This is a genomic window from Chryseobacterium sp. AG363 (assembly GCF_003610675.1).
GTDB classification, from domain to species: Bacteria; Bacteroidota; Bacteroidia; order Flavobacteriales; family Weeksellaceae; genus Chryseobacterium; species Chryseobacterium cucumeris.
The window spans coordinates 38,449-51,331 of record NZ_RAQF01000009.1; the positions used below are offsets into that span (position 1 = coordinate 38,449).

The 12,883-nt window shown below is 34.8% G+C and carries 14 protein-coding genes; 2 read left to right on the forward strand and 12 right to left on the reverse strand.

Features of this window, described 5'->3' with window-relative positions:
- Window positions 1-30: 30 nt before the first annotated feature.
- The 11 genes from DEU39_RS23750 to DEU39_RS23800 all read right to left on the reverse strand — a co-directional run bounded on the left by DEU39_RS23750 (window position 31) and on the right by DEU39_RS23800 (window position 10,441).
- On the reverse strand, window positions 31-1,401 hold the full coding sequence (locus DEU39_RS23750) for a DUF4153 domain-containing protein (RefSeq protein WP_120233599.1): 1,371 nt from the start codon (window positions 1,399-1,401) through the stop codon (window positions 31-33).
- A 44-nt stretch (window positions 1,402-1,445) separates the two neighbouring features.
- The gene (locus tag DEU39_RS23755) at window positions 1,446-1,766 is read right to left on the reverse strand and encodes a hypothetical protein (protein WP_147367644.1); all 321 of its coding nucleotides are present in this window, start codon (window positions 1,764-1,766) and stop codon (window positions 1,446-1,448) included.
- Window positions 1,767-1,775: 9 nt separating this feature from the next.
- Window positions 1,776-2,261: a Coq4 family protein gene (locus tag DEU39_RS23760; protein ID WP_120233600.1), complete on the reverse strand. Its 486-nt coding sequence runs from the start codon at window positions 2,259-2,261 to the stop codon at window positions 1,776-1,778.
- Between the two features lie 38 nt (window positions 2,262-2,299).
- Window positions 2,300-2,596, reverse strand: coding sequence for a hypothetical protein (locus DEU39_RS23765; protein WP_120233601.1), 297 nt, complete (start codon window positions 2,594-2,596; stop codon window positions 2,300-2,302).
- A 30-nt stretch (window positions 2,597-2,626) separates the two neighbouring features.
- Window positions 2,627-2,917 carry a hypothetical protein gene (locus DEU39_RS23770; protein ID WP_120233602.1) on the reverse strand — a complete coding sequence of 97 codons (291 nt, stop codon included), beginning with the start codon at window positions 2,915-2,917 and terminating at the stop codon, window positions 2,627-2,629.
- A gap of 64 nt (window positions 2,918-2,981) precedes the next feature.
- Complete coding sequence (locus tag DEU39_RS23775; RefSeq protein ID WP_034695841.1) at window positions 2,982-3,272, reverse strand: winged helix-turn-helix domain-containing protein; 291 nt, start codon at window positions 3,270-3,272, stop codon at window positions 2,982-2,984.
- 94 nt (window positions 3,273-3,366) lie between these two features.
- Window positions 3,367-3,987: a hypothetical protein gene (locus DEU39_RS23780; RefSeq protein ID WP_120233603.1), complete on the reverse strand. Its 621-nt coding sequence runs from the start codon at window positions 3,985-3,987 to the stop codon at window positions 3,367-3,369.
- Window positions 3,987-4,604, reverse strand: coding sequence for a hypothetical protein (locus DEU39_RS23785; RefSeq protein ID WP_120233604.1), 618 nt, complete (start codon window positions 4,602-4,604; stop codon window positions 3,987-3,989). The genes DEU39_RS23780 and DEU39_RS23785 overlap by 1 nt, the downstream gene beginning before the upstream one ends.
- 167 nt (window positions 4,605-4,771) lie before the next feature.
- Window positions 4,772-6,274, reverse strand: coding sequence for a RagB/SusD family nutrient uptake outer membrane protein (locus DEU39_RS23790; protein WP_120233605.1), 1,503 nt, complete (start codon window positions 6,272-6,274; stop codon window positions 4,772-4,774).
- A gap of 11 nt (window positions 6,275-6,285) precedes the next feature.
- Entirely contained in the window at window positions 6,286-9,255 is a 2,970-nt protein-coding gene (locus DEU39_RS23795) for a SusC/RagA family TonB-linked outer membrane protein (protein ID WP_228436899.1), read from the reverse strand.
- 421 nt (window positions 9,256-9,676) lie between these two features.
- Window positions 9,677-10,441, reverse strand: coding sequence for an enoyl-CoA hydratase/isomerase family protein (locus DEU39_RS23800; protein WP_120233607.1), 765 nt, complete (start codon window positions 10,439-10,441; stop codon window positions 9,677-9,679).
- A gap of 261 nt (window positions 10,442-10,702) precedes the next feature.
- Between DEU39_RS23800 and DEU39_RS23805 the strand changes: the two genes are divergently transcribed.
- The gene (locus DEU39_RS23805) at window positions 10,703-11,254 is read left to right on the forward strand and encodes a phage tail protein (RefSeq protein WP_062672177.1); all 552 of its coding nucleotides are present in this window, start codon (window positions 10,703-10,705) and stop codon (window positions 11,252-11,254) included.
- Between the two features lie 36 nt (window positions 11,255-11,290).
- Window positions 11,291-12,112: a T9SS type A sorting domain-containing protein gene (locus tag DEU39_RS23810; RefSeq protein WP_062672179.1), complete on the forward strand. Its 822-nt coding sequence runs from the start codon at window positions 11,291-11,293 to the stop codon at window positions 12,110-12,112.
- Between the two features lie 82 nt (window positions 12,113-12,194).
- Here the strand turns inward: DEU39_RS23810 and DEU39_RS23815 are convergent, their stop codons facing one another.
- Window positions 12,195-12,881 carry an SMUG2 DNA glycosylase family protein gene (locus DEU39_RS23815; RefSeq protein WP_120233608.1) on the reverse strand — a complete coding sequence of 229 codons (687 nt, stop codon included), beginning with the start codon at window positions 12,879-12,881 and terminating at the stop codon, window positions 12,195-12,197.
- Window positions 12,882-12,883 lie beyond the last annotated feature (2 nt).

Sequence of the window (12,883 nt, forward strand, 5' to 3'; positions counted from 1 at the left end):
AGAGGATTCCACTAAGTTTTTCATGATATTTTATTTGATGGTATGATAATATATGATCTTTGAAAGGAATGTTTTGGATGTTTCATTTTTCACTTTATCCTGCAAGGTCTTTTTAAGTTTCTGATCATTTTTTTCATCCGCATATTTAAGAAGTGCTTTTTCACTAAAATTGATGGAGGTTACATGATAATTGACCGCAAAATCCTTTCGTTTCATATTCTGGGAAGTAATAAAACCACCCCAGTTGAAGTAACTGCACGTGAGAACAGTTCCATAAAAAAACCAAATCATTTTATTGATAAGGAAAATGTTTCTTTTCTGTTTTTGGATTTTAATATAAGTAAGGACCAGGCCAACTAACGATAACAACAGAAAAGCAAAAACCCCCAACCTTTTATAGGTGAATGCATAATTAACAATATACTCATAGTTTTTAAGGGCTGCGGAAACCACAAGAATAGCATTTAGGAATATCCAGATTTTGGCTAAGATTTTCAACAAACCTGCTTTTGGATCAAAATTAAATCCGGCTTTAAAATAAAACATGATCACCAAAATAGCCATGACAATAGACATGATTACTGCATTTACTCTTTCATGGGTTTCTTCTGAAAGCTGAACCGGTGTTTTTATGGCTTCATAAAACTGTTCATAATTGTAAGTAATAATAAAGAACACCAATAAAACATTCAACAAGACAAAAGAGATTACTCCACTCATTCGTTCTGCAGCAAGGTCAAGAAAAGAATAAGTAGCCTTTGGAACCCAGGAATCTTTGCGGAAATCATTATCCAGAACATGATTATTTTTGTAAATGAGTTTTTCCACCGCATAATTCCAATAATTAAAAGCAATAAAAAATCCTAAAACCGAAAGACAGAATACCTGCCAAATATTAAGATCCAACTCATAATCTGTGAAAAGGGCTGCAAAATGATTACTTCCTGCGGAATAAATTCCAAAGAAAACAGAAACAAGTACCAGCGGAATCAAAATGAAAGCCAATGTCTTTTGCCATAATCCGGGAACATTCTTTTTAGGCAGCCATTCATCAAAGCTGAAAAAACGGCAGAATGAAGTACAGCAGTTTATCATAAAAACCGGAATTAAGAATAAAATTTTCAATCTTCTGTTCTTCGATTTATAGCCAAGCAAAAGCAGTGAGCTTGCCACCGCAATAAAAGAGGTAAAATCTCCGAACCACGCAAATGCAACACCAGACAGAATACTTGTTGTAAAAAGGACATATAACGTTCTGGTTTTATTTTTTTCCGGTGTTCTAAACAGCGTTAGTACGGCATAGACAATTCCCAGAATTCCAAGGTTCAGCCCTATGTCCTGATCATAAAAAACGATGACAAAAAGAAGGGCTGTAAGAAATATATAATGATGTGTTTTCATGAGGTTTATTATTTAATATTTGAAAATTTAAAGGATTGAAAGATTTAAATTTTGAGAACCGCTTCCAACCAGGGAAACTGTGTCATTATATAGAGGTATAAGGTTGTAATCGGAATATTGACAAGCAGGAGAAGGACCGAATTACCAGAAGCTTTCTGTTCTGAAACATCAGTAAGATAAATAATCAACTCGTGCAGAAGGATAAACATATTAATCACGGCAGTTACCAATACATAATAAAAGCCAAGCTCAAGAAGAAATTCTGCTCTTATCAACCAAAATGCAAATAGCAGAAGGGTTCCCAGCAGAAAAGAAACAATGAATGATCTTTTCCCTAGCGGACTGAATTTTATTTTTCCCATCATCTTTAGTTTTTAATGAAAAACTACCGTTTCTTTTTGTTGAATAAAGTCTTTTACATGTTCAAAATTCTGCCATAGCAATTCTTCAAAGTCCCAATGATGGAAGGTTCTCATATTTTGTCCCTTTTTATAAGCTTTGATATAAATTTTTACATATTCCGGTAGGATAAGTGTTCCTAATACGATAGCTGCCAGAAGATGCGCATTGAGCTTACCGTTTCCCAGAAGCAGGTACTGCATGGCAATTTCATCTTCGAAGTTGGTTCCACAGCCCGTAATCAGGTGGTGAACATCATGGTTTTCCATCTTTGGAATCATTGAGAAGCCGTGTTTCCTGTAAAATTCTCCCAGTTTTCGGCCTAAGGAATCTTCCTGAAATTCCAGCAGTTGTTTTTCATTGAACTGCCATTGTCTTTTTTTCTTTTTGAAATATTTTCTGTATAACTTTTGAGTTTTATCGTACACAAAAAGCAGAAACTGAACACGTATTTTTTTCATACCGTATTATTTAAAAATTAGATATTGATGAATATTAATTATTGAAAAAAACTAAGACCTATCATGGCGTACAGAAATGCGATGGGAATATTAGCAGTCAAAATAAGTATGGCTATCATACATTCTATAAATTTTGATGTATTTAAAACACCATATATCAAAAGCCCCAATATGCATAATAAATTGACTGGCACTCCGAAAACGATCAGCAGATACCCTGCTAAGGCAAACCCGTCATTTTTTGTAATAAGAGCTCCTAAAAGACAAAGAGTTCCAATTGAAAAAAATACTCCGAATACTGTCTTGTCCAGATCTATTATTTCTGAATCTTTCATTATTATTTAGGATTAATCACAAACCAAATTTTAGCTTCCGGCAAACGGACTTCCGAAAATCCCTACTGCTAATTCAATCCATACCAATGCTATAGTCAGCACAATGAAAATACATATCATCACTTTCTGACTTTGTTTTTTAATTCTGCTTCTGATCAGATTGATGAGAAAAGCGGTTGTAAAAAGCAAAGCTCCTGCAATAAGAAAATCTGCTCCTGACCAGTTCACTTCCTTAGAAAATAGATTTCCAACCAAGGGAATACTGAGTAAAGCTAATGGAAGGGCATAAATTGTGAGTGTTTTTTGTTTTTGTGTCATCATTTTATTTAATTTTATTATGTAAAGTACTTTGTAATTCAAAGTTAATTTTTAAAAAAATATAGGACTATCGCCCCAATAATTTTTCCAGTGCATTCAAATGTTCCGTAAAAGCTTGCCTTCCACTTTGTGTAACACGATAAGAGGTTTTAGGCTTCTTACCTACAAATTCTTTTTTCACTTCTATATAACCAGCTTTCTCCAGTGCATTGCTGTGGCTTGCCAGATTCCCATCGGTTATTTCGAGCAGGTTTTTCATTTCGGAAAAATCAACCCAGTCGTTGACCATAAGAACGGACATAATGCCCAGTCTTACACGGCTTTCGAATTCTTTATTGAGCTGATTTATTTTGATCATTTTACTTTTTCTTATTTATTCTGAAATAGCCAAAATCTGACTATCCTTCATTTTCTTTACTTCTCTATTAATAATGTCTGGAGCAATTTTATAATTAAAAAAATAATATTAGCTTCCAGATGTACACCGCTCCAATACTAACAATAAGAGATAAAAACAGTATTAACGAAGGCCAATAGCCCATAATATTGCTTTTCCTTTCTGAATAAAATTCAGTTGTATCTACTAGATTGAGTTTTTTATTTACATGTAAAGCACTTAACTCTTTCTCTGTCTGAAAAGTTTTTACATCATTTGTTTTTAAATCAATGAAAAAATACTGGTTGTCAAATGTTTTTCCAAAAACCTGATTACCCAATTCTTCTATTTTAGCCACTTGTGAAACCAAAGTCAGCCCATTTCCAGTATTAATACTTGCCTGCTCAGGCAAATCAATAAATAATAGCTGATAGTTATTTTTTAAAGGAACATACCAGGCATCGCCTATTCCAATATCTACTTTTTTATTATCGGACACTAGGGATAAACCAATAATCCCTACAATATATAACGTATAAAATGCCACAAAAGGTGCTATAAATGCTAATATTACTCTATTCCTTCTTCTTTCTTTTCCGCCTATAAAATAAGTAAGTAAACAACTTACAACAGCACAGATAAAACTGAAAACTGAGATAGCAAAAAGGTGTATTAATATGACAAAACCAATTCCCATTATTTATACTTCTTATGCATGATCAATCCATAGACAATATGCAGAACACCGAAACCAATGGCCCAGAACAGCAATCCCCATCCTAAAAAGAACAAAGAAATAAGTCCTAAAATAATTTCAAGATATCCTAAATACTTTACATCTGTTAATGTATATCGTTCTGCAGCTACCAAAGCTAATCCATAAAAAATAAGAGTAGCCGGAGCAATGAAAACAAAAAGATGATGATAAAGCAGAGCGAGACAAAAGACACCGCCTGCTAACAAAGGTACTGCAAAGGTAATCAAAAGTCGCTTTGTCGTGGCATCCCAGATCTTCAAACCTTTTTTTTTGCTTTTGTGCGCAGTAAAAATATAACCACTAAGAACAGCTACAACCAAAATAGCAATCCCAATCAGAACAAGTTCTTTAACCAAGGCAGGTCTCAGAATATTTCTGTCCCCATCAAGATAATTGATCCCTTCTCTCTGAAAAACAAAATACACATATACGACTCCAATAATAGCCGTTAAACCCGCAACAACTCCGGATAAACCACTTAGCGAAATAAATCTGGAGGACCGTTCCATCATAGAACGGATATGGGATAAGTCTTCGTGATAGTTTTTTGAATCCATAAAAAGAACTTTGAATCACAAAGTTATAATTTATTTTGAATTTTCCTACTCTTTATTTTAAATTTTAAAATATTTTTTACTAAAAACCTCATCATTGCTAACAGAAGTAAAAAAAAGAGAACCCTACTAAAGCAGGATTCTCAATCATATATTAAAATCTGTACGTGTTATAATGGATTCTGAACAATCAATGGGTTAGCATTGATTTCAGTTCTTGGAATCAGGAATTCCCAACGCAAGTCTGTATTAGCTACTGTCATTACATTATTAGTCACTACTGAAGAATGATTAGCTCCTGTTCTGTCCAAACCTAAATTCAATCTCTTAAGATCTAAGAATCTGAAACCTTCACCCCAGAATTCAAGTCTTCTACTGTCAAGAATTTCTGTGATATAAGCAGCACCTGTTGTAGTAGCCCCAGGATATGATGGGTTTCTGTTTTTAGCAAATACGTTGAAAACGGCTTTAGAACCAGCTTCGTCTCCAGATCTTGCCAAAGCTTCTGCTTCAATAAGATACATTTCTGCAGATCTCATATAAGGAACATCTACCCTGCTGTCTGCCTGGCTTGCAGCAAGAAACTTCTGTCCTGTATAAGGGAATTTAGCATATGTTGAAGGTAAAGCAAGTGCTGTATGTGCACCCGTTGGATCAAAATTCTTAGTTCTTACATCTGTAGATGGGAATGAAACGAATAATTTAGTATTAATCGCTTTAGGAGCCTGACGAATATTGGTGGAGTTAAAGTTTCTTGACATATATGCTCCAAAATTCGAAAATGTATCACCTTGGTCTGCTAAAATTGTAGCACCCCACATCCACTCTCCATTAGATGCAAGGTTATTAAATCCAGAAAGATACACGCTATTACTCATCAAAGGAGAATCTGACCGTGCTGATTGAGCTGCAGTAATAGCTGCTGCATATTTCCCTTGTGTTAAAGCAACTCTAGCTCTCAATCCTAAAACTACTTTATCATTAAAATGTGATTTTGTAAGTCTTGAATTTCCAAGTCTGGCAGCAGCTTCATCAAGATCTTTATTGATCTGAGTATACACTTCTTCTACTGTATTTCTTGCCAAAGGTATTTCATTAGCAACTAGTCTAATAGGAACACCAAGCTGAGTATTATTTACACCCGGCACATATCTTTTACCATAAATCTGAACCAACATATAATAACAAAAAGCTCTGAACGCATAAGCCTCACCGATCGCTGTTTTAATAGTAGCAACATCAGCATCGTTGGGCGCAGGAACCGAAGGACCATTTGCAATAACCATGTTCGCATTTCTGATCAAAGCATAGTAAAACTGATATGGATAAAAATCATTAGCAGCATTATCATTTACCTGATCCTGCCATCTCACTGTTGAGATATACCAACCATTTCCTGTAGATGGGAAAACAAGATCTTCTCCCAAAGCATCCATCATGATCATAATTCCACCCTGTCCATTTTGTCCCTGATTATCATTTTGTCTGTAATACATATCTCTATGCATACCATTTACAATTGCCATAAGGTTGGATGCACTTGAGTAAGCTGCTTCTTCAGAAACAGCAGTAGTAGGATTAGTTTCAAGATAATCACTCTGACATGAAGTCATTCCTGTAAGAGCTGAAAGTACCACAGCCCATTTTATATATTTTTTTGCAATATTTTTCATATTTATTTTTTTTAAAATGATACATTAAAACCTATAGTAACAATTCTTGCTGGGGTATACCTATTTGATGCAGTACCATTGAATGCCTGAGACGGCTCTAATCCTTTTCTAGCCGTTTTACTCCATAAATTTTCTCCTGAAACAAGAATTCTTAATCCTGACACACCAAGCTGAGATAAGGTCTCTGGTGTAAAACTATAGCTTAAAGTAGCCTGTCTGAAGGTGATAAAATCTGAACTTACTAACCATCTTGATGAAGCTGCATTAGAACTTGTATATGTTGTGGAATTCAATGCCGGAATATCCGTAATCTGACCTGGAGTTGTCCATCGGTCAAGAATATCTGTACTTAAGGCTCCTCCTTGTGAGAAACTGGACATCAGAGCTGCATAGTTAGAATCATATGTTTTCCCTCCTAGTTGATAAGTAAACAAAGTGGATAATGACCATTGTTTATAAGTAATCGATGTTCCAAAACTTCCGAATAAATCAGGAATTGCTGTCCCGGAGTAATCATATTTCGCTTTATTAAAATTTGTTGTCACTTTAGTTCCATTTACGGTTCTGATATCTGTTGCTGTTGTATTTGCATAGTTATCAGCAACAAGAAACAAAGGAGAGCCGTCAGCCGGATCTACACCATACCATTGTCTCAACCAGTAATCATACACTGAGTGTCCTACAGAAATTTTCTTAGTTCCATTGATAATTTCCGTTATTCCATCGGACAATTCTGTGATTTGATTTTTAAGTGTTGACGCATTGGCATTAATATTCCATGTGAAATTTTGAGTTTTAATAACATCTGCATTAATACTGAATTCAAACCCACGATTATACATTGTTCCCACATTCCTGCTGATTGTATTGCCAGGAACACCAGAAGAAACCGGAAGAGGAACTGGGAATATGAGATCTTCAGTAACCCTGTTATAATACTCAACTGAACCTGTAATTCTATTATTTAAAAAGCCGAAATCAATTCCTACATCAGTTTGTTTATTAGTTTCCCAAGTTATAGTAGGATCTGCTAAAAATCCAAAAAGGATTCCAGGTTCCTGAGCATTATTATACCCTAGTGTATAGGTACTTTTGTACATATAATAACTATCTGTTCTATCATTACCTACTTCACCGTAAGAACCTCTCAATTTCAACTCACTGATAAGGTTAGAATTACTTAAAAATTCTTCTCCTTTTAATCTCCATCCTGCTCCGAGAGACCAGAATGAACTCCATCGTACATCTTTGGCAAATCTGGATGAAGCATCCCAACGGATAGATCCTGAAAGTAAATATTTTGATTTATAATCATAATTCAATCTTGAAAAAACTCCTTCTTTAGTATAAGTATCTGTATATGATGGAAGAGAACTAAGAGTTACGAAGTTTACTAATTCATCGTTCCCGTCTACAATCTGACCTTTTTTATACCCATAAAGATATTCATACATGAATTTATAGTTTTCATGCCCCAAAAGGAATTCAAAATTATGATCTCCGAATTTTCTTTTATAGTTCAGGAGCTGGTTCCAGGTAAAGGTTTGTTCCGTAAAACTATATTTTTCTGCTGAACCTCCAGGAGCAGCATCTCCAATAATTTTGTTTCCATAGGTACTTCTTCTGTTATTTCTGATATCGTATCCTACATTAGTAGATAAAGTAAGATAAGGATCTACTTTGATTTCTGCATAGGCTCTGGAAATTATGTAATAGTTTTTAGAAAGATCTTTATTTAAAAGTGTTTCCTGAATTACGTTTCTTCCTGCCGCAGCATCAGCCCCTCTGGCACTTCCCGCATCATACACTATGTTTCCGTCATTATCATAAAGGGTAGCAAATGTGTTAGGATCGTGAGCATATGGACTATAAATAGGCCCTATTGTTCTTGTCCATCTGTATGGATTGATATAAGCTGAATTATTATCAGCCCCATCCACAGAATTATTCCCGTTAGAAGATACCCCACTGATACTTGTTCCAAGTTTTAACCAGCTTTTAACCTGAGAATCTACTTTCAATCTCGCTGTAAATCTTTCAAAATCCGATTTGATAAGATATCCGGTTTCGTTGGTATATCCTACTGAGGAAAAATAGGTTGTTGTATTACTTCCTCCACTGTAATTCAATTCATAATTCTGTCTGAATCCGGTATTCATCAAAGGTTTCTGCCAGTCTAAATCTGTATATTTCAATTTAGCATTTGGATTTAATACTCCATCAATAACTAACTGATGAGGATCAACATCAAATACGTTTGTTTTTAGAACTCCACTTCCAAATGGAATGTTTCCTGTAACCAAAACTATAGAAGCATAATTATTAGCTGCAGCAAGCCCTAATCCAGGATTAGAAGTAAATCTTCCATTTCTGATAGCTTCCCATATTAGAGGGTAATACTGATACACATCTACCCTGTCATATTCCGGGATTGATCTTCCTACAGCTCCGGTACTCATGCTAAAGTTAAATGCATCTTTTCCTTTTCTACCGGATTTTGTAGTGATCAAAACAACACCATTAGCAGCAGCAGAACCATACAAAGAAGTAGAAGCAGCATCTTTCAGGATATTGAATGATGCAATATCATTGGGATTAATTGCCGCAAGAGATCCGGTATACACTGTACCATCAACTACATATAACGGAGCAGTTGTAATTCCATAAGAGCCTATCCCACGGATCTGGATACTTGGTGAACTTCCCGGCTGTCCTGTTCCGGTACTTACTTTTACACCAGCACTGGCTCCATCCAAAGCCTGCCCGATACTTGTTATCGGTCGATCGGCAAATTGTTTTGCTTTAATTTCTGTATTGGAACCAACCATTGTTTCTCTTTTCTGGCTTCCGTAAGCAACCACTACAATTTCATCAATCTTGGTATCCTGCGGTATGGTGTCGCGCTTAGCCTTTTGGGCTTCTACCATGTGTCCTCCTACAAAGAATAGCACGGCAGTACTTAATATTAACTTCACTTTCATATTTAACATATTTTAACAGTATAAATGCAAATATATGTAACAAAAATTAATAAAAAGGCAATAAAAAAGATAATTAAATAAATTAACCGCAAATGATTTATATTTTTAATCAATTAATCAATATTAATTAAAAATATAAGTTAAAATTGAGTTAATTTAGTTTTAAAAACATTAAACAATTATTTAAAATTAGTTAAAACAATGAGAATATTATACCAAAATTGTCATTTTATTGACACAGAAAAACAATTAGATAAAATAACATATGAATAACACAATATAAAAAATACAAAGAAAAATGCTAGATTTCTATTAAAAACATTAGAATCTAAGATTAAGATAAAACATAAAAAATCCGGAAAAACAAATGTTTCCCGGATCATATTTAGACAAAATACTTTTTTTTAAAACAATTAAAAAATTACTTCACTCTTAATCTTTCTTTAATAGACTCAATATTTTTCTTTGCAGAATCTTCAAGAATAAGACTGGCACTCATATGAATCCTTGCCGGCATCAGCTCATTGAAGTGGTCAGTTCCTTCCCATGAAACTTTTTTGATTAATGCTAGAGCATCGCTGCTTCTTGATGCTAGAGTATGTAAAAACTTCTCCAGCTTTTCATCCATTTCTTCAATAGTATCTGAAACAGAATGGTAAATATTATGTTGCTCAGCCCATTCTGCAGATCTGAAATCTGCATCAATGGCCATAGCGGAGAATTGTGACTTACCTATTTTTCTTTCAACATAAGGCCCAATTACAAAAGGTCCGATTCCAAGATTGATTTCAGTAAGTGCCAGCGCTGAATCTTTAGTAGCAAAACAATAATCTGCTCCGCAGGCAATTCCTACTCCTCCACCGGTAGTTTTCCCCTGTACTCTTACCACTACAATTTTTCCGCAGTTTCTCATTGCATTTAAAACTTTAGCAAAACCTCCGAAAAATTTTGTGGAAGCCTCCAGTTCCTCAATGGCTAAGAGCTCGTCAAAACTTGCTCCTGCACAAAACGCTTTCTCACCTGCACTTTTTACTAAAATAGCCTTCACTTCTTCTTTTGCTCCTTCTTCAAGGATGGTTTCTGCCAGCTTTTCTAAAATTGCCCCCGGAAGAGAGTTGCTTTTGAGTGTTCCGAAAGTAATTTCGGCAATATTATTTTTAATTTCTGATGCTACAAATTCGTTCATTTTTATTTTTATTGGATTCTTACAAAAATACGAAATACAGCTCGTTTAGAGAAACTTAAAGTATAAATTTTCTTTTTAAACCTGCATATTTCACAACAATCTATTACGTAGAAATACGGAGTTTTTAATTTGGTATTTTCTACTCTAGCACCACCCTACTATTAATCGTTCCTTTGAACTGAGAATACATAATAATCAAAAGGCGGATTCTGAAAAGCCTGCAAGAGAGTAAGAAATTTAAAAAACTAAAAACATTTTATCATGGACGAGTACATTGGAATTGTAAAATTATTTGCAGGAAATTTTGCACCTAGAGGCTGGATGTTTTGTGACGGAAGTCTGATAAGCATTTCAAGAAATTCTGCCTTATTCTCTATTTTAGGAACAACGTATGGTGGAGACGGTATTACTACTTTCGCTTTACCTAACTTAAAAGGGCGTATGGCTCTAGGAGCAGGAAATGTAAATGCCAACCAATTTTATCCTTTGGGAGTAGTGTCCGGAACTACACAAAATACACTTTTAGCATCCAACCTTCCAAGTGTGGGTGCAGGATTTCAGCTTAAGGTAGCTAATAAAAATGCTAATTCATCTACCCCTACAGCCACGTCAACAATTGCGATCTCAGGGACACAAGTGGGAAGAGATTTCAATGCAGTACCTAGTTTCGTGAATGATGCCAACCCTGATACGATTATTAATAATCAAAGTATTGCCTTCATAGGACAAAATCTGCCTGTGAACAATATGCCACCTTATCTAGGTTTAAATTATATCATCTGTGTTGAAGGTATTTATCCTCCAAGAGATTAATAGCTATACAATAACCTAACATTTAAAACAAAAATCATGAAAAGCACTACTTTTTTAGCAATCTGTAGTCTGCTCATTTCAATTTTCTCATTCGGGCAGACCAGTACGGAACAATTTGAGACAGAATCGAACGGGAGTACAAGCTTCACCGATAATGGAGTCATTTTCAATATCATTTCACATGTAAGTGTTTTTGATATTCAGGGGAATTTCCCGGGAACTGGCTGGAGTGGAACAGCTAATGATAACAGATACATTGATAATTCTAACAATACTCAATCTCCGCCATCATTCAGTATAAAAACCACTTCCAATTTGTTTAAAGTAAACAGATTCTGGATGTATCTTTCTGCATTGAACCTGGATCTTAATGTAGCAGGAACACTTACTGTAACCGGAAAACTAAGCGGTGTCACAAAATTTACGCAAACAAAAACTACCGGATTTGCAACCAGCTTAGGCAGCACAAATGGATACACCTTAATTGATCTTACCAACTTAAATGGTCAGAATTATTCAAACATTGTGATTGATGAGTTACAAATCACCGCGAACGGAGCTTTCCGATATGTAGGTTTGGATGCTTTCACTTGGGTGAAAGACAGTAATCTGGTACTGGGTACTTCGGAAACTAAAAGCATTAAAAAAGACCTGACTGTTTATCCTAATCCAACCAACGGACCTATTTCTATTACTACAGAAAAAGCCAGTGAAGCTAAAATCTATAGTCTGGATGGTAAAATGCTGAAAACTATACAAACTCAAAAAGGGAATAATGAAATCAATATTTCAGAGCTTCCAAAAGGAGTTTATATTATTAAAACAGCAACAGAATCTACGAAAGTTATTAAAAACTAATCGTAAGAAATTTCACAAGTTCCATATTCCCATAAAGATTCTAATTCATGAATGACAAATCCCTTTCGACGAAGGGATTTTGTCATTTCTGCAAAGCTAAAATGTACTTGTCTATATAAAGCTGTTTTTCTTTCAATTTGTACTGCTGGATATATCTTGGATGTTCCAACACCGTCATTGTATCAAACAATTTTGCTTCTTTATTTAATTTTGAAATAAAATCGGCATTCTTCTTACCAAGAACAAAAACTTCTGAAGTATCGAGATTAAGGCTGATATGATTATTCAGAGATTCTATCATAAAGTCTTTTACCGCTTCGAAAAGTTTTTTATCATCATAGTAATTGGCATTAAGCCATCCGTTTTTTGTTTTCCTTACGATAGCCAATGGAAATGGAGAGTTGATATAAATATCTTTGTAAAAAAGATCAGCTCCACCATAGCTATCCATCATGTCATACATAAATACGGAAGAAATTTCATGGGTATGGGCAGATTCCATTTTGATTCCGCAGACACTTTCCAATCTTTTGGTATCGGTAAACGGAACTCCTGTTACTCCAGCTCCATGACGGCTTGGATTGATTCCAATGATAAATTTTCTTCGAGATGAATCATTATAATATTTATGATAAAACTTCTGCATTACCATCAATGTTTCAGGATTTTCCAGATACGGATTCAGAACATCAAAACCTTCAGGTAGATTCCCGATATAGTTCAGATTTTCATTGAATGTAATAACATGGTCTGCAAAAGTTGTATTCATAT

Excerpts from the sequence above, each read along its gene's own strand:
- DEU39_RS23750 (WP_120233599.1), bottom strand. The coding sequence starts at position 1,401 with ATGAAAACACATCATTATATATTTCTTACAGCCCTTCTTTTTGTCATC.
- DEU39_RS23755 (WP_147367644.1), bottom strand. The coding sequence starts at position 1,766 with ATGATGGGAAAAATAAAATTCAGTCCGCTAGGGAAAAGATCATTCATT.
- DEU39_RS23760 (WP_120233600.1), bottom strand. The coding sequence starts at position 2,261 with ATGAAAAAAATACGTGTTCAGTTTCTGCTTTTTGTGTACGATAAAACT.
- DEU39_RS23765 (WP_120233601.1), bottom strand. The coding sequence starts at position 2,596 with ATGAAAGATTCAGAAATAATAGATCTGGACAAGACAGTATTCGGAGTA.
- DEU39_RS23770 (WP_120233602.1), bottom strand. The coding sequence starts at position 2,917 with ATGATGACACAAAAACAAAAAACACTCACAATTTATGCCCTTCCATTA.
- DEU39_RS23775 (WP_034695841.1), bottom strand. The coding sequence starts at position 3,272 with ATGATCAAAATAAATCAGCTCAATAAAGAATTCGAAAGCCGTGTAAGA.
- DEU39_RS23780 (WP_120233603.1), bottom strand. The coding sequence starts at position 3,987 with ATGGGAATTGGTTTTGTCATATTAATACACCTTTTTGCTATCTCAGTT.
- DEU39_RS23785 (WP_120233604.1), bottom strand. The coding sequence starts at position 4,604 with ATGGATTCAAAAAACTATCACGAAGACTTATCCCATATCCGTTCTATG.
- DEU39_RS23790 (WP_120233605.1), bottom strand. The coding sequence starts at position 6,274 with ATGAAAAATATTGCAAAAAAATATATAAAATGGGCTGTGGTACTTTCA.
- DEU39_RS23795 (WP_228436899.1), bottom strand. The coding sequence starts at position 9,255 with ATGAAAGTGAAGTTAATATTAAGTACTGCCGTGCTATTCTTTGTAGGA.
- DEU39_RS23800 (WP_120233607.1), bottom strand. The coding sequence starts at position 10,441 with ATGAACGAATTTGTAGCATCAGAAATTAAAAATAATATTGCCGAAATT.
- DEU39_RS23805 (WP_062672177.1), top strand. The coding sequence starts at position 10,703 with ATGGACGAGTACATTGGAATTGTAAAATTATTTGCAGGAAATTTTGCA.
- DEU39_RS23810 (WP_062672179.1), top strand. The coding sequence starts at position 11,291 with ATGAAAAGCACTACTTTTTTAGCAATCTGTAGTCTGCTCATTTCAATT.
- DEU39_RS23815 (WP_120233608.1), bottom strand. The coding sequence starts at position 12,881 with ATGAATACAACTTTTGCAGACCATGTTATTACATTCAATGAAAATCTG.